This is a genomic window from Photorhabdus sp. RM322S, assembly GCF_042879395.1.
GTDB classification, from domain to species: Bacteria; Pseudomonadota; Gammaproteobacteria; order Enterobacterales; family Enterobacteriaceae; genus Photorhabdus; species Photorhabdus khanii.
Genome location: NZ_JBHFKW010000040.1, coordinates 17,811 through 40,357, shown reverse-complemented (window position 1 = coordinate 40,357; position 22,547 = coordinate 17,811). Strand labels below are relative to the sequence as shown.

The 22,547-nt window shown below is 50.8% G+C and carries 1 protein-coding gene; it reads left to right on the top strand.

Features of this window, described 5'->3' with window-relative positions:
* Positions 1-2,169: 2,169 nt before the first annotated feature.
* Positions 2,170-22,542 carry a non-ribosomal peptide synthase/polyketide synthase gene (locus ACGF63_RS18750; RefSeq protein WP_387632628.1) on the top strand — a complete coding sequence of 6,791 codons (20,373 nt, stop codon included), beginning with the start codon at positions 2,170-2,172 and terminating at the stop codon, positions 22,540-22,542.
* Positions 22,543-22,547 lie beyond the last annotated feature (5 nt).

Genomic DNA, 22,547 nt, shown 5'->3' with positions numbered 1-22,547 from the left:
ATTAACTCCAGGAGCGGAATGGAAAATTACCTTTAAGCCCAAGTTGGATGAAACCAAAATGGCGAAGGTCACGGTGACTAACGGGAAAGGTGAGTGGGTTGAATATCCTGGAGGTAAGATTGATAACGGTACTCAAGAAGTCGATTTTCGGTACATGTATAAGAACATGAAGTAACGCCGCTATCCGGATAATGCGATAGGAATTGAGGAAGATTTATCATGATAAATATCAAGCGATGCTTATCGCTCTTATTGGTTATTTTAATATCAGATTGTGCTGACCCAAATCCTCATGTATAGGGTTGATTTGAGGTGATAAAGTTTTGCAATATTATTATAGTATTGTATTTTCCTCTCTTTTTACTGTCATATGGAATTGGTCATTATGGATTTCGATTCTTGTATTTATTTGACCAGTTATTGTTGTGTTTTTTTATTGCGCGCTCAATAAAATCCTAAAATATAATACAAGTAATCTATTCGGGGCATTAATTAAAAAATAACAAAAACTTTCGGAATAAGAATTGTTTAGAATTGTTTTACAGATTTATCATCTTTTTAATACGATTTGCTTTCACTTTCACTTGTTTTTTCTTTTTTTCAGTAATTAATCAGTTAAGAGTAAAAAAACAGATATCCCATTAATGCCGGATTTTTAAAAGGTACAGCATGACTAAAAACGACCTATTCACTGTCATGTTTAATGCATTTATCGGTGATTCTATCCCTCGGTTATTTTACCTTTACCTAATCCTGCCATGACCATTTAAAAGCACAACTACAGAGATATTAAAAATTTTATTTAAGGCGGATCTAACTATAAGTAAAAATTTTAAAAAGGACAGTTAACCGCATTTAATCGAAATCCATTAACCGTTAAGCCTTAAAGATAATACAATAAAAAGATGGATAAAATGGTTAATCTGACAGGATTTAAGCCCTGAAAAAAGGACTGATTATCCGAAAAAACATAAAAGGGTATCTTTAAATCATCAGGTTATTTACTGGCTGATTTATGAAGATAAAATAAATTTTGGTGACTTATGAAAACCTTTTAAAACTGTCAGTAAACCTTATCATATAGGATATTATGATCAGGGTATTAAACATTAAATTTTTATTCCTGTTTTCTATATATATTTATTTTTGACTTTAATCATATTTTTAATATGAAATTTAAAGTATGATAAGACTTTTTAAGGTCATTATTGTATTAAGGTGGGTTTTTAGTATCTTTTGATTGATTTCATTGTGTTTGTTAATTAATTGCTTAAGCGGTTTATTATTTACCTATTGAATATATTAATAATCTATATGGATTTTAGCCGAGGAGATGACCCCTTCTTTTAGCAATGATTGTGATGGAAGGTCAAGGCGTCTTAATGTAGATGTTCACTGATATTTACAAGCTAAACGGTATAGGACTTTAATTTTGCTTGCATTATGCGATGATAAATATCGTTTAATATCCGATAATTCATATCAAAGAAGGGCTCTCTTTTAATATGTTGCTTAATGATCAATACTCTATTGCATAAATGCTGATCTTAGCTATATTATAATAAAATAATATATGATTAGATTAATTTTAATTAAAAATTATTTCTTTATGGAGTTAAATGTAATTAACTTTTACATTAATTATAGAAATTTTTTTATAAAACAACATGTTATTAAATTGATTTTAGCCTGAACTTATATTTTAAAGTAATTAAATATACAGGATATCTTTTCAAGTGTTTAAAAATTGGATTTGATGTGGTGATTTATTTGCTGTTTATTTAAAGAGGAAGTCTTATTTTGTAATAAGTTACCAAGATAAGTTCATGTTAATAGAGTAGTCGTTGATGATTCTCGTTTAAGCCATGGATTTAAGTGTTAATTAAAGGTATTTATCTGAAAAATAGCGATGAAATAGAACGTATATTTATAGATCATAAATGAACCATTTATCCCATTATTAGGAAAGTTATCGTTACAGAATCACTAATAAAACGGTTACTTATACCCAGCTCCAGAGAGAAAACGTTGCCTGAATATTTTAATTGATGCTTAACGTGCCCATTTTTATTCCGTCCAGGATTAAATGGGACAACAGTAAAAAAACATTTGTCATAATTGTTGAAAATGACAGTTGCTAAATATCTAACAGATTCATTGAGGTAGTAGATGAAAGATAACATTGCTAAAGCGGAAAGTGTCCTTAAAACCGAACTTCTCTCTCAGACGCCAGAAAATATAACCAATAACGTAAAAAATATACCTGTTCTGTCACGTCGCTGTGTCGTGGTCGGGGAAACAACCCTTGCGGTGTTTTGTGCCGAACAAATTCAGGCGGCCGGGCATACGATACAAGCAATGTTGACTACTGATACTGTTTTGCAAACATGGGCTGCCCGGCAAGGGATTGTTTGTGTGAACTCGGTCGAGGAATTACACGCGCAAATTGTGCAATACCCTGTGGACTGGCTTTTCTCCATCGTTAATCCGATTATCCTGCCCGCGTCGCTGATTGGGCAGATTCGCGGCGGTGCTTTTAATTACTATAATAGCCCTTTGCCTCGTTATGCGGGCAGTCATGCAACTTCTTGGGCGCTGCTAGCGCGGGAGATACATTACGCCGTTTCGTGGCACTGCATTGAGGCGGGGGTGGATACCGGCGATATTGCTGTGCAATGGCCGGTAGCTATTGAGGAGCAGGATAATGCGTTTTCATTGAACCTGAAATGTTATCAGGCGGCTCAGGAAGGATTTATTAAACTGCTTAGGGATCTTGATCAGGGCAAGTTGGTGACTTATCCGCAAGATCTGACACAACGGAGCTTTTATCGTCAATCACGTCGCCCCGATGGCGGGGGGTATCTGTGCTGGCAGCAGCCGGGTGAGGCACTGTCAGCTTTGGTACGGGCGTTAGATTTTGGCGAAAATTACTTAAATCCACTGGGTTGCCCGAAACTGTTACTGAAGCAGGGTCCGGTACGGATTTCCTGGCTTCAACGGCTAAACCACCGTTCTGAGGAAGCCCCCGGTACGTTGATTGCGCTAGAGGAGGATGCCTGGCAGGTAACAACTGGCAGTGAGGATGTTCGGATCGGGGGTTTCGCCACACTTGAGGGCAAATTACTGTCCGCCGGGGAGCTTGCCGATATATCAGAACTCAGGCCAGGTAAGCAGTTGCCTCTGCTTTCCCCACAGCAGGCGCAGAATGTAAAAGATACTCTCCAGGCACTCGCGCCCAGTGAATCATTCTGGCGTGAGCGTCTTGCCTCTTTGCTGCCATTGCAATTACCTTTCGAAACTACCGGGAAATCAGCAGAACCTAAATGGGCATTAAGTGCCTGGCAATCCCCACTATTAAAAAACGGTGAAAAAGCCCCATTGCAGATACTGTTACAGACATTTGCTATTTATCTTGCGCGTTTGACTCATCAGACCGAATTCCAAATCGGCTGGTGTATAGATAGGGTAAAAGATGAACCGGATATGTTGTCTGGTTTGGCGCCGGTGGTGCCAATGACGGTTAAGGTGGAGTTTGATCAGCCGTGGTGTACGGTAGCGAACTGGATAAATGATGAGCTTGCACAACTGGCGCAGCATCGTACATTTTGCCGTGATCTCCTTTCTCGTTCTCCTTCACTGTGTGCTATCCCGGCATTAACAACAAGCCGCCCGTGGCGGGTTGCCGTCTCTTTGATACCGGATGACGAACCGTGGGAGCAGAATGCGTTAGGTGAATTGTTGACACTCCAGATGAATACTCAAGGTGGTTTTCGCTGGATCTATGATACAAACCGTTTGAGTACGGAAATGGTTCAGCGGATGAGTGAACATTTACAGGTGTTGGCATCATCGGCAGAAGAAAAGGGTGGTATTCCTGTCTGGCAACTTAATTTGTTGCCTGAAGCTGAACGCACGCTGTTGCTGGAAACCTGGAATGCAACTCAGACGCGATACCCTGACCAAACATGCATTCATCGGTTGTTTGAGCAACAGACGGAGAAAACCCCTGATGCGATAGCGCTGGTGTATGAGGAACGTATTCTCAGCTATGCCGAGTTAAATGCCCGAGCTAATCGACTAGCCCGTCGGTTAATTGAGCGGGGGATACGGTCAGATGATCGGATTGCGGTGCTGTTAGAACGATCTATTGAGCTGGTTGTGGCTCAGTTGGCAATTCTCAAAGCTGGGGCCATTTATGTGCCGATTGATCCCCGTGTCCCGGACGAGCGGAAAAACTGGCTGATAAACGACTGTTCAGCCAAATTATTACTCAGCGATATCCCGGTTGACTCGGTAATTCCTCAGTTCTGCCTTGTTAATGAAATGGACGCTATCGGAGAAGAAGATCACCGCAATCCTGACTTACCCCGCGTCAGTACCGAATTGGCCTATATTATGTATACCTCCGGCTCGACCGGTACGCCAAAAGGAGTGATGGTGCCGCATCGTGCCGTGGTTCGACTGGTGATAAATAATGGGTACGCCGAAATCGGGCCGGATGATCGGGTTGTCTTTACTGCTAATCCGGCTTTCGATGCCGGCACGTTCGAAGTCTGGGCACCGTTGCTTAACGGCGGTGCGCTGGTGGTTATCGACCATGACACGTTGCTGACGCCACATAAGTTAGTGCAGGTTTTACACGTGCATCGTGTCACGGTGCTGTGGCTGACTATCGGGTTGTTTAACCGGCTGGCGTCAGAATTGGCTCCTGCTCTCCCCCAGCTCAAGATCCTGATTGTCGGCGGAGATGTACTGGATCCGCATGTGATAGCTCAGGTTCTGCGTGATAGCCCGCCGCAACAATTATTGCAGGCTTATGGGCCGAGTGAAGGAACCACGTTTACCACGACTTACCGTATCGCAGAATTATCGCCGGAAGTGACCCGGATCCCGATTGGTCGGCCGATAGCCAATACGCGGGTTTATCTGTTGGATACCTATGGTCAGCCGGTGCCATTGGGTGCGGAAGGAGAAATTTATATCGGTGGAGATGGGGTTGCTTGTGGCTATCTCAATCGCCCCGAACTGATTGCGGAACGTTTTCTGCCGGATCCGTTTAGTGATAAGCAGGATGCCCGCCTGTACCGCACCGGAGATTTAGCCCGTTACCTGCTGGATGGCAATCTGGTGTTTGCTGGCCGTAATGACCAGCAGGTGAAAATCCGTGGTTTCCGGATTGAGCCGGGGGAAATTGAAGCACGATTGATGGAATACCCGGCAGTGCATGAAGCGGTTGTACTGACGTGGGATGAGGGACAGGACAAACGGTTGGTGGCTTATGTGGTGGCAGAGGCGCATGAGGGGTTAGTTAACCGTTTGCATACTCACTTAAGTATGGTTTTACCCGATTATATGGTGCCGGTGGCCTTTGTATGTCTGGAGACCTTCCCGTTGACGCCGAACGGCAAATTGGATCGTCGGGCATTACCGACGCCGGGGGAAGAAGCTTTTGCCCGGCAGGTTTATGCAGTACCGCAGGGAGAAGCCGAAACCTTATTGGCCGCTATCTGGAGTGAGTTGTTGGGCATTGAACAGATCAGCCGGCATGATAACTTCTTCGTACTGGGCGGTCATTCTCTGCTTGCGGTGCGGATGATTGAACGTCTGCGCCATGCTGGACTGACGTTGGCGGTACGTCACTTATTCCAATCTCCGGTGCTATCCGAACTTGCCCGAATGTTGGGGCAACATCAGGTGATGGTGGTACCGCCTAATGTCATTACCCCGGCGACTGCGGTGCTGACGCCGGAAATGCTGCCGTTGATTGATCTGACTCAACCAGAAATTGACCGTATCGTTGAGCAAGTGCCGGGTGGAATAGCCAATATTCAGGATATCTATGCCCTGTCACCGTTACAGGACGGTATTTTGTTCCATCATTTACTGGAGAATGAAGGCGACCCGTATCTGCTGGTCTATATGATAGCCTTTGCTGACCGACCTTTGTTGGAGCGCTATCTGACAGCGGTGCAACAGGTGGTTAATCGCCACGATATCCTGCGTACTGTTTTTATCTGGCAAGGATTATCAATGCCGGTTCAGGTGGTCTGGCGTCAGGCGCTGTTGTCAGTGACTGACTTGATGCTGGATCCGGCTGATGGTCCGGTAAGTGACCAGCTAATGCAGCGTTTTAACTTGCGTCAATATTTCCTCGACTTAAGCCAGGCCCCTTTGCTGCATTTTATGGTGGCGCAGGAAACGGATGGTCGCTGGATTGTATTGCAATTGCAGCACCATTTGACTGGTGACCATACCACAATGGAAGTGATGAATGGCGAGATTCAGGCCTATCTTGCCGGACAGGAAGAGAGCTTGCCTGCGCCGGTCCCTTTCCGCAATCTGGTGGCGCAGTCCCGGTTGGGGATGAGTGATGCCGAACATACCCGCTTCTTTACTGACATGTTGGCTGAAGTGGATGAACCGACGCTACCATTCGGGTTGACGGGGGTCCATCGAGATGGTTCGCAGGTGACGGAGTCGTACCGGATGTTACCCGCTAGGTTAAATGACCGCCTGCGCAATCAGGCCCGGCGTCTGGGCGTCAGTTTGGCGACTTTGTGCCATTTGGCCTGGGCACAGGTGTTGTCACGTACCAGCGGGCAGGCGAAAGTGGTGTTCGGTACTGTCTTGTTTGGGCGGATGCAGGCAGGGGAAGGTGCTGACAGCGGCATGGGGCTGTTTATCAATACCCTGCCGTTACGACTGGATATGGATGATACCCCGGTGCAAGACAGTGTACGATTAGCCCATACCCGGTTAGCTGAATTGCTGGATCATGAACATGCGTCACTGGCATTGGCCCAGCGTTGCAGTGGGGTGCAAAGGGAAATTCCGCTCTTCAGTGCTTTGCTGAACTATCGACATAATGATCAACCGACGATCCCAAATAAAGTGGAGCCGGATATTGAATTCCTGAGCGAGCAGGAGCGAACTAATTATCCGTTTGTGCTGTCCGTGGAGGATGGGGGTTCCACTTTGGGATTAACCGCTCAGGTGGTACAGCCGTTTGATCCAGAACGAATATGTAGTTATATGCAACAGGCGCTGGAAAGCCTGGCAGAGGCGCTTGAGCAACGGCCAGAGACACCGGTACGGGTATTGAATATCTTGCCGGCAGCGGAAAAAAGGCTGTTGCTGGGGACCTGGAACGCGACCCAGGCACCGTATCCCGACCAATATTGTATTCACCGGCTGTTTGAACAACAGGCCGAAAAAACCCCTGCCACGACAGCGCTGGTGTATGGAGAACATATTCTCAGCTATGCGGAATTAAATGCCCGCGCCAATCGACTGGCTCACCGGTTAATTGGGCAGGGGATTGAGCCGGACGATCGGATTGCGGTTTTATTAGAACGTTCTGTTGAACTGGTAGTGGCTCAGTTGGCTATCCTCAAAGCCGGGGCCGTTTATGTGCCGATTGATCCCCGCGTACCGGACGAGCGGAAGCATTGGCTGATAAACGACTGTTCAGCCAGGTTATTACTTACCGATATCCCGGTTGATCTGGCAATTCCCCGGTTATGTCTGCCCGATGAGATGAGCACTATCAGGGAGGAAGATTACCGCAATCCTGACTTGTCCCGCGCCAGTCCTGAACTGGCCTATGTTATGTATACCTCCGGCTCGACTGGCACACCCAAAGGGGTGATGGTGCCGCATCGTGCGGTGGTTCGGCTGGTCATCAATAATGGCTATGCTGAAATCGGCCAAGATGACCGGGTTGCCTTTACGGCTAATCCGGCTTTCGATGCCAGTACATTTGAAGTCTGGGCACCGTTGCTTAATGGCGGGGCGTTAGTGGTTATTGACCGCGCTACGTTATTAACGCCGCCGGAGTTAGTCCGGGTTTTACAGGCTCATCACATCACAGTGCTGTGGCTGACGATTGGGTTATTTAACCGGCTGGCGGCAGAGTTATCCTCGGTTCTTCCGCAGATTAAGATCCTGATTTTCGGGGGTGATATCCCCGATTTACAGGTGATTGCTCAGGTCCTGAATAATCGCCCGCCACAACAATTATTACAAGCTTATGGGCCGAGTGAGGGAACCACTTTTACCACCATGTATCCTATCGTGGCATTAGCGCAGGGAGTGACCCGGATCCCCATTGGCCGACCGATAGCCAATACACGTATTTATCTGCTGGATGCTTACGGTCTGCCGGTACCGTCAGGTGCGATTGGTGAGATTTATGTGGGGGGAGATGGGGTGGCTTGTGGCTATCTTAATCGCCCTGCCCAGACGGCTGAACGTTTCCTGACAGATCCATTTAGTGATCAACCGGATGCGCGCATGTACCGGACCGGGGATTTGGCCCGTTATCTGCCGGATGGCAATCTGGAATTTCTGGGCCGTAATGACCAACAGGTGAAAATCCGCGGTTTCCGTATTGAACCGGGGGAAATTGAGGCTCGATTGATGGAACACCGGGCAGTGCATGAAGCGGTCGTGTTGGCGCTGGACGACGGGCAGAACAAACGACTGGTGGCTTATGTGGTGGCAGACGCGAATGAGACGTTGGTTAACCATCTACGTGCTCACTTAAGTGCGGTGTTACCGGATTATATGGTGCCGGCCGCTTTTGTCTGTATGGATGCCTTTCCGTTGACACCAAACGGCAAACTGGATCGGCGGGCATTACCGGTGCCGGGGGAAGAAGATTTTGCCCGGCAAATTTACGCTGCGCCATCAGGGGAGATGGAAACCACATTGGCGGCTATCTGGCATGAATTACTGGGTATCGAGCGGATTAGCCGGTACGACAACTTTTTCGCACTGGGCGGCCATTCGTTGTTAGCGGTGCGGATGATGAACCGAATAGCCGCTTTAGGGATTGAATTACCGCTGTCCATGCTGTTTACATTCCCGTCTTTGATGGCTTTTGCTGAAGCGATGCGCGCTCGGTTTGATGAGTCGGGCAGGATATTGCCCGCTATCGTTCCGCTATCCCGTGAGGGCCAATTACCGTTGTCATTTGCGCAACAGCGTCTGTGGTTCCTGGCGCAGTTTGAGGGGGTGAGTGAGACCTATCATATTCCGCTGGCTCTGCGTTTACGTGGTCAGCTGGATATCGCTGCCTGGCAGCAGGCGCTGGATACGCTGTTTGCCCGCCATGAAGCGTTGCGCTCTGTTTTTGTGGCTATCGACGGCCAGCCGCAGGTGGAGTTGTTACCGGCGACATCAGGCTTGCCGATGAAAAAATATGATCTGCGTAATGCGCCTGATGGGGATACGCAGCTTGCGTCTCTCTCTGCTCAGGAAGCCAATGCGCTGTTTGATCTTGCCGGTGGCCCATTAATTCGTTCCGCTCTGGTACAACTGGCTAATGATGAACACGTTTTCCTGCTGACCCAACATCATATTATTTTTGATGGCTGGTCTGTCAGTGTATTGATGCGTGAATTGAACACCCTCTACACCGCTTTTCTGGCGGGGCAGCCGGATCCGTTGCCACCGTTGACGATTCAGTATCCTGATTATGCCGCCTGGCAGCGTCAATGGCTGTCGGCTGAACGCATACAGTCCCAATCTGATTATTGGCGTGAGAGGCTGGTTGATGCGCCGGTTCTACTGGATTTGCCCACTGACCGACCACGTCCGCTTGAGCAGTCGTTTGCCGGGAATATTTTGCCCATCAGTCTGGATGCGGAGTTAACCCAATCCCTTAAACGCTTGAGTGAGCAGCAGGGAGTCACGTTATTTATGACGCTGTTGGCGGCTTGGGCGACGGTTTTATCGCGTCTGTCAGGTCAGGAAGATCTAATTATCGGTACACCGAGTGCGGGCCGCAGTCGGCAGGAAGTGGAATCCCTGATCGGCTTTTTTGTCAATACGCTGGCGTTGCGGATGGACTTATCCGGTGCGCCAAATGTGGCGGAATTGCTGGCGCGTGTGCGACAAACTGCGCTGGCGGCGCAGGAGCATCAGGATCTGCCGTTTGAACAGGTGGTAGAAATCGTGCAACCGCCACGCCGATTGGATCATACTCCGTTGTTCCAGGTGATGTTTGCCTGGCAGAACAATGAGAACACGGAATGGCGGTTGCCGGGACTGATGGTTTCACCTGCTGATCAACTCATCGATATCGCTAAATTTGATCTTGAATTGAATCTGTCTGAGGTGGATGGCCGGATTGTCGGTTATCTGAATTATGCCACTGCCTTGTTTGATGAATCGACCATCAAGCGTTATATGGAGTATCTCCATACCGTACTGCGGGCGATGGCGGCTAACCCGCAACAGCCGGTCGGGAAAATCGATATCCTGACGGTAGCCGAACGCAAGCTGTTACTGGCAACCTGGAATGCAACCCAGACGTCGTATCCTGATCAGTCATGCATTCACCGGCTGTTTGAGCAACAGGCAGAGAAAACTCCTGACGCAGTAGCGCTGGTGTATGAAGAACACATTCTCAGCTATGCCGAATTAAATGCTCGCGCCAACCGACTGGCCCGCCAGTTAATTAAGCGGGGGATTCAGTCGGATGATCGGATTGCGGTGCTGTTAGAACGATCTATTGAGCTGGTCGTGGCTCAATTGGCAATTCTCAAAGCCGGGGCTGTTTATGTACCAATCGATCCCCGCGTGCCGGACGAGCGGAAAAACTGGCTGATAAACGACTGTTCAGCCAAATTATTGCTCAGCGATATCCCGGTTGATCTGGCGATCCCCCGGTTTTGTCTGGCCGGTGAGATAATCACCATCAGGGAAGAAGATCAGCATAATCTTGATTTACCCCGCGCCAGTACCGAATTGGCCTATATCATGTATACCTCCGGCTCGACCGGCACGCCAAAAGGGGTGATGGTGCCGCATCGTGCCGTGGTTCGACTGGTGATAAATAATGGGTACGCCGACATCGGGCCGGATGATCGGGTTGCCTTTACTGCTAATCCGGCTTTCGATGCTGGCACGTTCGAAGTCTGGGCGCCGTTGCTTAACGGCGGTGCGCTGGTGGTTATCGACCATGACACGTTGCTGACGCCACATAAGTTAGTGCAGGTTTTACACGTGCATCGTGTCACGGTGCTGTGGCTGACTATCGGGTTGTTTAACCGGCTGGCGTCAGAACTGGCTCCGGCTCTCCCCCAGCTCAAGATCCTGATTGTCGGCGGCGATGTACTGGATCCGCATGTGATAGCTCAGGTTCTGCGTGATAGCCCGCCGCAACAATTATTGCAGGCTTATGGGCCGAGTGAAGGAACCACTTTTACCACGACTTACCGTATTGCAGAATTATCGCCGGAAGTGACCCGGATCCCGATTGGTCGACCGATAGCCAATACGCGGGTTTATCTGTTGGATGTCTACGGTCAGCCGGTACCGCAGGGGGTAATTGGTGAGATATATATTGGTGGGGATGGGGTGGCTTGTGGCTATCTCAATCGCCCTGAACTGACGGCAGAACGTTTTCTGCCGGATCCGTTTAGTGATGAACCGGATGCCCGCTTGTACCGCACCGGAGATTTGGCCCGTTACCTGCCGGATGGCAATCTGGTGTTTGCTGGCCGTAATGACCAGCAGGTTAAGATCCGCGGTTTTCGCATTGAGCCGGGGGAGATCGAAGCCCATTTGGTGGAACACTCTGCGGTACATGAAGCGATTGTGCTGGTGCTGGGTGACGGTCAGGACAAACGGTTGGTGGCTTATGTGGCGGCAGAAGCGGATGAAGCGTTGGTTAACCAACTGCGTAGTCACCTGAGTGCCATTTTGCCGGATTATATGGTGCCGGCGGCTTTTGTGCGTCTGGATGCTTTCCCCCTGATGCCGAATGGCAAACTGGACCGTCGGGCGTTACCGGCACCGGGGGAAGAAGCTTTTGCCCGGCAGGTTTACGCAGCGCCGCAAGGAGAGACAGAAACCCTGCTGGCCGCTATCTGGAGCGAATTGTTGGGTATTGAACAGATCAGCCGGCACGACAGTTTCTTTGCCCTGGGCGGTCATTCGTTGCTGGCGGTGCGAATGATTGACCGTCTGCGCCGTGCTGGACTGACGTTGGCGGTACGTGACCTGTTCCACGCTCCGGTGTTATCGGCATTAGCCCAAACAGTCGGGCAATCACAAGCGGTGGTGGTGCCAGCGAATGTCATTACCCCGGTGACCACGGCACTGATACCTGACATGTTGCCGTTGATTGATCTCACTCAGTCTGAAATTGACCATATCATTGCACAAGTACCGGGTGGGGTTGCCAATATTCAGGATATCTATGCCCTGTCACCCTTGCAGGATGGCATTCTGTTCCACCATCTGCTGGCGAATCAAGGTGACCCGTATCTCTTGGCCAGCCAGATGACCTTTGCGAGCCGCGCCCTGTTGGACAGCTATTTAGCGGCAGTGCAACAGGTGGTTAATCGCCACGATATCCTGCGTACCGTTTTTATCTGGCAAGGATTATCCGCGCCGGTTCAGGTGGTCTGGCGTCAGGCGCAATTATCCGTCACTGAACTGACACTGGACCCGGTTGATGGACCGGTCCGTGACCAGTTAGCTCAACATTTTGACCCACGTCATCATCGCCTCGACTTGAACCAGGCACCCTTGTTGCACTTTGCGGTAGCGCAGGAAGACGATGGCCGCTGGAGCGTACTGCAATTGCTGCATCATCTGATTGGCGATCATACAACGCTGGAAGTGATGAACGGTGAAGTTCAGGCTTATCTTGTCGGACAGGGAGAGAACTTGCCTGTGCCGGTCCCTTTCCGCAATCTGGTGGCTCAGGCTCGGTTGGGGGTGAGTCAGGCCGAACATACCCGCTTCTTTACTGAGATGTTGTCTGAGCTGGATGAGCCGACGCTGCCGTTCGGATTGACGGAGGTTCATCGGGATGGTTCACAGGTGACGGAGTCGTACCGGATGTTATCCGCTACGTTGAATGACCGCCTGCGCAGTCAGGCCCGGCGTCTGGGCGTCAGTTTGGCGACTTTGTGCCATTTGGCCTGGGCACAGGTGTTGTCACGTACCAGCGGACAGGCGAAAGTGGTGTTCGGCACCGTCTTGTTTGGGCGGATGCAGGCCGGGCAAGGGGGCGATAGTGGCATGGGGCTGTTTATCAATACCTTGCCGTTGCGACTGGATATGGATGATACCCCGGTGCAAGACAGTGTGCGGGCGGCGCATACCCGGCTGGCGGAATTGCTGGCACATGAACATGCGTCACTGGCATTGGCCCAGCGTTGCAGTGGGGTGCCGGGGGAAACGCCGCTCTTCAGTGCTTTGCTGAACTACCGACATAATGAGCAACCGACGATCTCAAATCAGATGGTGCCGGGTATTGAATTCCTTGGCGCACAGGAGCGAACTAACTATCCGTTTGTCTTGTCGGTGGAGGATTTTGGTCACGCATTGGGATTAACGGCACAAATTATTCAACCGATTGATCCAGAAAGAATATGTAGTTATATGCAACAGGCGCTGGAGAGTTTGATAGAAGCACTTGAACAGTCGCCGGAAACACCAGTACGGACATTGAATATTCTGCCAGAAGCAGAGCGCAGGCTGTTACTGAAAACATGGAATGCGACGGAAACTGTCTATCCTGAGCCGTTATGCATCCATCAGTTATTTGAACAACAAGTGGAGAAAAACCCGGATGCCACGGCACTGGTGTATCAAGAACAGACGTTCAGCTATGCGGAACTGAATACCCGTGCTAACCGATTGGCCCATCAACTGATTGCGTGGGGTGTTGGGCCAGACCAGCGAGTAGCGATTTGTGTTACACGTTCACCGACGATGATAGTGAGCTTGCTGGCGGTATTGAAAGCCGGTGGCGCCTATGTTCCATTGGACCCGGCTTATCCGGGGGAACGTTTGGCATATATTTTAACCGATGCTGCACCGGCCATTTTGCTGGCGGATAATGTTGGATATGTCGCACTGGGTGAGGAAGCACTGGCTGGACTCACTGTACTGGATCCGAATACGCTGCCTGATAAGCCGGATGGTAACCCGCAAGTGACGGCACTGACTGCCCAGCATCTGGCGTATGTGATTTACACCTCCGGTTCAACCGGTACACCAAAAGGCGTGATGGTTGAGCATTGTGGGCTAATCAATCTAATCCGGGATAAAATCGCCCAGTTTGACATTCACTCGGGTAGCCGGATATTGCAGTTTGCCTCATTGAGTTTTGATGCCAGTGTTTGGGAAATCATGATGGCGTTGGGGAGTGGGGCCAGTTTGGTTATCGCTGTTGATATTGTTCGTCAGGACCCGCTTCGTCTCTGGCATTATCTGGCGCAACAGGCAGTGACCCATGCCTGTCTGACCCCGGCCCTGCTTCGGGAAAGGTCCGATTTACCGGAAATGACGATAAGACCGACGTTGATACTCGGCGGTGAGGCACCCAGTGCAATGCTGCTTCAGGCACTGAGTCGTCGGGCAACGGTGTTTAATGCCTACGGCCCGACAGAAATCACGGTGTGTGCGACCACCTGGCGTTGTCCGCCAGACTACACAGATACGTTAGTGCCTATTGGCTATCCGACGGCGAACACCCAGATTTATTTGTTGGATAGCGACGGCCAGCCAGTGCCGTTGGGGGCAATCGGTGAGCTGTATGTTGGTGGTGCGGGGGTGACGCGTGGCTACCTTAATCGTCCTGAACTGACCGCAGAACGATTTCTGCCAGATCCATTCAGTAGTGAATCCAATGCCCGCCTGTATCGAACCGGGGATTTGGCCCGTTACCTGCTGGACGGTAATTTGGAATTCATTGGCCGTAACGATCAGCAAGTTAAAATCCGCGGTTTCCGTATTGAGCCAGGTGAAATTGAGGCCCGATTGATGGAACACCCGGCAGTGCATGAAGCGGTTGTGCTGGTGCTGGGTGACGGTCAGGATAAACGACTGGTGGCTTATGTGGTGGCAGATGCGGATGAGGAATTGGTCAATCGTCTGCGCGTTCACTTAAGTGCGATTTTACCGGATTATATGGTGCCGGTGGCTTTTGTGCGTCTGGATATCTTCCCGCTGACCCCGAACGGTAAGCTGGACCGTCGGGCGTTGCCGGTACCGGGAGAAGAGGCTTTTGCCCGGCAGATTTACGCCGCGCCGTCAGGAGAGATGGAAACCACATTAGCCGCTATCTGGCGAGAATTACTCGGTGTTGAGCGGATTAGCCGGTATGACAACTTTTTCGCCTTGGGGGGGCATTCGTTGCTGGCGGTGCGGATGATGAACCGGATAGCCGCGTTGGGGATTGAATTACCGCTGTCCACGTTGTTTACATTCCCTGCTTTGGCCGATTTTGCGGAAGTGATGAGTACGCGATTTGATGAGCAGAGTAGCAGATTACCGGTCATTATACCGTTATCCCGTGAGGGTAAATTGCCGTTGTCATTCGCTCAACAGCGTCTGTGGTTCTTGGCGCAGTTTGACGGGGTAAGTGAGACCTATCATATTCTAGTAGCCCTGCGTTTGCGTGGTCGGCTGGATATTGCTGCCTGGCAGCAGGCGCTGGATACGCTGTTTGCCCGCCATGAAGCGTTGCGTTCTGTCTTCGTTGCTGTTGACGGCCAGCCGCAGGTGGAGTTGCTGCCGGCGGCATCAGGTTTGCCGATGAAAAAATATGATCTGCGTAACGCACTTGATGTGGCTGCTCAGCTTGCGTTCCTGTCTGCTCAGGAAGCCGGTACCCCATTTGATCTTGCCCGTGGCCCATTAATTCGTTCTAGTCTGGTACAGTTGGCTGACGATGAGCACGTTTTCTTGCTGACCCAGCATCATATTGTTTTCGATGGTTGGTCTGTCAGTGTGTTGATGCATGAATTGAGCACTCTTTACACCGCTTTTCTGACCGGGCAGCCGGATCCGTTGTCACCGTTGACGATTCAATATCCTGATTATGCCGCCTGGCAGCGTCAGTGGTTGTCGGCTGAACGCATACAGTCTCAATCTGATTATTGGCGTACGAGGCTGGCTGACGCGCCAGTACTGTTGGATTTGCCGACTGATCGGCCACGTCCGCTTGAGCAGTCGTTTGCCGGGGCCTTATTGCTTGTCAATCTGGATGCGGAGTTAACCCAATCCCTTAAACGTCTGAGTGAGCAGCAGGGAGTCACGTTATTTATGACGCTGTTGGCGGCTTGGGCGACGGTTTTATCGCGTCTGTCAGGTCAGGAAGATCTAATTATTGGTACACCGAGTGCGGGGCGTGGACGGCAGGAAGTGGAATCTCTGATCGGTTTCTTTGTCAATACATTAGCTTTGCGGATGGATTTATCCGGTGCCCCCAACGTGACGGAATTGCTTGCGCGTATACGGCAAACCGCGCTGGCAGCACAGGAACATCAGGACCTGCCGTTTGAGCAGGTGGTAGAAATCGTGCAACCGCCACGCCGATTGGATCATACTCCGTTGTTCCAGGTGATGTTTTCCTGGCAGAACAATGAGAACACGGAATGGCGGTTGCCGGGACTGACGGTTTCACCGGTCGAGTGCGCTTTTGAGGTGGTTAAGTTCGATCTTGAGCTGAATTTGAGTGAAGTGGACGGCCGGATTGCCGGTTATCTGAATTATGCCACTGCGCTATTTGATCAAGCGACCCTTGAGCGGCAGATGGGCTATTTTCATACCGTATTGCGCGCGATGGCGGCTAACCCGCAACAGCCGGTCGGGAAAATCGATATCCTGAGCGTGGCGGAGCGCCAGTTGTTATTGGCAACCTGGAATGCGACCGAAGCGTCGTATCCTGAACACGGTTGTATTCACCGGTTATTTGAGCAACAGGCAGAGAAAACTCCGGATGCCACGGCACTGGTGTATGAAGAACACATTCTCAGTTATGCCGAATTAAACGCCCGTGCTAATCGGCTGGCGCATCAATTGATAGCGTTAGAAGTCGCACCGGATCAGCGGGTGGCAATTTGCGTCGCAAGTTCGCCGGCGCGGATAGTGGGGCTGCTGGCAGTATTGAAAGCCGGGGGCGCTTATGTGCCGCTAGACCCGGCCTATCCGGGAGAACGTTTAATTCATATGTTGGCCGATGCTGCACCCGCTATTGTACTGGCGGATAATATCGGGCGTGAGGCGCTGGGAGAGAACGCGCTGGCAGGGCTGACAGTATTTGACCCGAATAGCCTGCCCAACCAACCCGATAGCAACCCGCAAGTTCCGGCATTAACCCCACACCATCTGGCGTATGTGATTTATACCTCCGGTTCGACCGGCATACCAAAAGGCGTGATGGTCGAACATCGTGGGCTGGTTAACCTGATCCAGGAAAAAATCGTTCAGTTTGATATTTATCCGGGTAGCCGGATGTTGCAGTTTGCTTCATTTGGCTTTGATGCCAGTGTCTGGGAAACCATGATGGCATTGTGCAGTGGGGCCACGTTGGCGATCCCGGCCGATACGGTTCGTCAGGACTCGCGTCATCTCTGGCATTATCTGGAAGAACAGGCGATAACTCACGCCTGCCTGACCCCGGCCCTGCTCCGGGAGGGAACCGATTTACCGGAAATAGCGATAAGACCGACGTTGATACTCGGTGGTGAAGCCCCCAGCGCAACGCTGCTTCAAGCCCTGAGTCGTCGGGCAACGGTGTTTAATGCCTATGGCCCGACAGAAATCACGGTGTGTGCGGCCACCTGGCGTTGTCCGTCAGACTACACTGAGGGCGTCATTGCGATTGGACGTCCGACAGCGAACACCCAGGTTTATTTGTTGAATACTGTTAGCCAGCCGGTGCCGTTAGGCGCGGTGGGTGAGCTGTATATTGGCGGCATGGGGGTAGCGCGAGGTTATCTCAATCGTCCTGATTTGACGGCGGAACGTTTTCTGGCCGATCCATTTAGTGATAAGCCAGATGCTCGGATGTACCGGACCGGCGATTTGGCCCGCTACCTGCCGGATGGCAATCTGGAATTTCTGGGCCGTAATGACCAACAGGTGAAAATCCGCGGTTTCCGCATTGAACCGGGGGAAATCGAAGCCCGATTGCTGGAATACCCGGCAGTGAGTGAAGCGCTGGTGCGGGCTTTGGGCGACGGTCAGGATAAACGGTTGGTGGCTTATGTAGTCGCGCCAGCGGATGATGGATTGGTTAACAGCCTGCGTAGCCACCTGAGCGCCATTTTGCCGGATTATATGGTGCCGGCGGCGTTTGTTCGTCTGGATGCTTTCCCCCTGATGCCGAATGGCAAACTGGACCGTCGGGCATTGCCTGCGCCGGGGGCGGAGGCCTTTGCCCGGCAGGTTTTTGCCGCGCCGCAAGGGGCGACAGAAACCCTGCTGGCCGTTGTCTGGGGTGAGTTGTTGGGCATTGAACAGGTGAGTCGTTATGACAGCTTCTTTGCCTTGGGAGGACATTCGTTACTGGCGGTACGCATGATTGAACGTCTGCGCCATGCGGGGTTAATACTGGCGGTGCGTGATCTGTTCCAATCTCCAGTGTTATCTGAATTTGCCCAAACAGTCGGGCAGTCACAGGCAGTGGTAGTACCGGCGAATATCATTACCCCGGTGACCACGGCATTGGTACCGGAGATATTGCCATTGATTGATCTGACTCAATCTGAGATTGACTTTATTGTGGCGCAGGTACCGGGTGGGGTGACCAATATTCAGGATATCTATGCCCTGTCACCGTTGCAGGATGGCATTTTGTTCCACCATTTGCTGGCGAATCAAGGTGACCCGTATCTCTTGGTTAGTCAGATGGCTTTTACTGACCGCGTTCTGTTGGACCGTTATCTGGCGGCGGTGCAACAGGTGATTAATCGTCACGATATTCTGCGTACCGCTTTTATCTGGCAAGGATTATCCGCGCCGGTTCAGGTGGTCTGGCGTCAGGCGCAATTATCCGTCACTGAACTGACACTGGACCCGGTTGATGGACCGGTCCGTGACCAGTTAGCTCAACATTTTGACCCACGTCATCATCGCCTCGACTTGAACCAGGCCCCCTTGTTGCACTTTGCGGTAGCGCAGGAGAACGATGGGCGCTGGGTTGTATTGCAATTGCTGCATCATCTGATTGGCGACCATACGACGCTGGAAGTGATGAACGGTGAGGTTCAGGCTTATCTTGCCGGACAGGAAGAGAACTTGCCTGCTCCGGTGCCTTTCCGCAATCTGGTGGCGCAGGCCCGGTTGGGGGTGAGTCAGGCCGAGCATACCCGCTTCTTTACTGACATGTTGGCTGAAGTGGATGAACCGACTCTACCGTTCGGGTTGACGGAGGTCTATCGGGATGGTTCGCAGGTAACGGAATCGCACCGGATGTTACCTGCTACGCTGAATGATCGTCTGCGCCGTCAGGCCCGGCGTCTGGGTGTCAGTCTGGCCGCGTTGTGCCATCTGGCCTGGGCACAGGTTTTGTCGCGTACCAGTGGACAGGAGAAAGTGGTATTCGGTACCGTCTTGTTTGGGCGTATGCAGGTCGGGCAAGGCGCTGACAGTGGTATGGGGCTGTTTATCAATACCTTGCCGTTGCGGCTGGATATGGATGATACCCCGGTGCAAGACAGTGTGCGGGCGGCGCATACCCGGCTGGCGGAATTGCTGGCACATGAACATGCGTCACTGGCATTGGCCCAGCGTTGCAGTGGAGTGCCGGGGGAAACGCCGCTCTTCAGTGCTTTGCTGAACTACCGGCATAGTACGCAGCAGGTCACCGAGGATGACAGCATCCGTGGTATTGAATTCCTTAGCGGACAAGAACGCACCAACTATCCGTTTGTCTTGTCGGTGGAGGATTTTGGTCACGCATTGGGATTAACGGCGCAAATTATTCAACCGATTGATCCAGAAAGAATATGTAGTTATATGCAACAGGCGTTGGAGAGTTTGATAGAAGCACTTGAACAGTCGCCGGAAACACCAGTACGGACATTGAATATTCTGCCAGAAGCAGAGCGCAGGCTGTTACTGAAAACTTGGAATGCGACGGAAACTGTCTATCCTGAGCCGTTATGCATCCATCAGTTATTTGAACAACAAGTGGAGAAAAACCCGGATGTCACGGCACTGGTGTATCAAGAACAGACGTTCAGCTATGCGGAACTGAATACCCGTGCTAACCGATTGGCCCATCAACTGATTGCGTGGGGTGTTGGGCCAGACCAGCGAGTAGCGATTTGTGTTACACGTTCACCGACGATGATAGTGAGCTTGCTGGCGGTATTGAAAGCCGGTGGAGCCTATGTTCCATTGGACCCGGCTTATCCGGGGGAACGTTTGGCATATATTTTAACCGATGCTGCACCGGCCATTTTGCTGGCGGATAATGTTGGATATGTCGCACTGGGTGAGGAAGCACTGGCTGGACTCACTGTACTGGATCCGAATATGCTGCCTGATAAGCCGGACAGTAACCCGCAAGTGCCCGCACTGACTGCCCAGCATCTGGCGTATGTGATTTACACCTCCGGTTCAACCGGCACACCAAAAGGCGTGATGGTTGAGCATTGTGGGTTAATCAATCTTATCCGGGATAAAATCGCTCAGTTTGACATTCACTCGGGTAGCCGGATGTTGCAGTTTGCTTCATTGAGTTTTGATGCCAGTGTTTGGGAAATCATGATGGCGTTGGGGAGTGGAGCCAGTCTGATTATTGCTGTCGATATCGTCCGTCAGGACCCGCTTCGTCTCTGGCATTATCTGGCGCAACAGGCAGTGACCCATGCCTGTCTGACCCCGGCCCTGCTACGGGAAAGGTCCGATTTACCGGAAATGACGATAAGATCGACGTTGATACTCGGTGGTGAGGCACCCAGTGCAATGTTGCTTCAGGCACTGAGTCGTCGGGCAACGGTGTTTAATGCCTACGGCCCGACAGAAATCACGGTGTGCGCGACCACCTGGCGTTGTCCGCCAGACTACACAGATACGTTAGTGCCTATCGGCCATCCGACAGCGAACACCCAGATTTATTTGTTGGATAGCGACGTCCAGCCAGTGCCGTTGGGGGCAATAGGTGAGCTGTATGTTGGTGGTGCGGGGGTGGCGCGTGGCTATCTGAACCGTCCTGACTTGACTGCTGAACGTTTCCTGATGGATCCGTTTAGCGATAAACCGGATGCCCGCATGTACCAAACCGGGGATTTGGCCCGTTACCTGCCGGACGGTAATTTGGAATTTATTGGCCGTAACGATCAGCAAGTTAAAATCCGTGGTTTCCGGATTGAGCCGGGTGAAATTGAGGCTCGGTTGGTGGAATACCCAACGGTGCAAGAGGCGGTTGTGTTGGTGTTGGGTGACGGTCAGGATAAACGCTTGGTCGCTTATGTCCTGGCACCAGAGGATGAGAGACTGGCTAATAGCTTGCGTGCTCATCTGAGTGCCATTTTACCGGATTATATGGTGCCGGCGGCGTTTGTGCGTCTGGATGTCTTCCCGCTGACCCCGAACGGTAAGTTGGATCGTCGTGCGCTACCGGCCCCGGATAATGAAGCTTTTGCCCGGCAGGTTTACGAAGCGCCGCAAGGGGAAACGGAAATTGCACTGGCGGCTATTTGGTGTGAATTACTAGAGATTGAGCAGGTCAGCAGGTATGATAATTTCTTCGCCTTGGGGGGGCACTCACTGTTCGCTATGCGGATGATAAATCTTGCAGCTAATTATGGTCTTGTTTGCACATTGAATGATCTGTTTCAATTCTCGGTGCTGGCTGAACTGGCAGCGAAAATAACATCAGATAGGCTGTCTCAACCGCGAAACAGCGCAATATTGGTGCGATCTGGCGGAACAGGTCTGCCGTTATTCTTTGTGCCCAGTGGGCTGGGTGATTATTCCTATGTTTTCGGGTTGTCTCAACAGATTCAACCGGGCTACCCGATTTATGCATTGTCTTGGCCATCCATCAGTGAAGAGCCGATGTTGACGATGGAAGAACAGGCGGCAAGAATGATCAACTTTATGAAAGCGGTGCAACCGGAAGGCCCATATCAGATATGCGGTTACTCTTCGGGTGGCATATTGGCTTATGCCATTGCCCAGCAACTGTTGGATTCCGGTGAGATGGTCAGCTTCCTCGGTCTGATAGACACGCCTGTTCCTGATTATTACAGGCAGCAGATAACGCCACCGAAACTGCAATTCTTTATTGAGTTGGCGAGGCAAACAGAGGACGGACATATTGAAGAAATTACGGCACTGTACCGGCGAATTGATGAGTTAAATTTAGTGCAGTTTATCGAAACGGCGCAGAAATTGGCGTTATATCCGGCAAATCTGCGTGCTGATTTAATCGCAAAACGTTGGGAGCAGATAGCAAATTATGCACAAATAGTCAGAGACTATGAGCCGCAAATATTGGCGATAACGCTGCATCAGTTCTATGCAACGCAACCTTCTCCACCTGTTCCCGTTGTTATGAATACTGGGGTTATGGATGCCGAAGTTGTGAATGTTGAATCACAGCCTTTAAATAGGGATCCGTCGTTAGGTTGGTCGCAGGTATTGCCTGATTCTTCGCTGCGGTTAATTCCAATTTCGGGTAACCATTTTAGTCTGTTGGAGAATAATGAGGATAAAGTCGTTTTAGTCCGGGTTTTAAATATGGTGTTGGCAGAGGGGTGTGACGAGGAAATTCAGTAATGGTT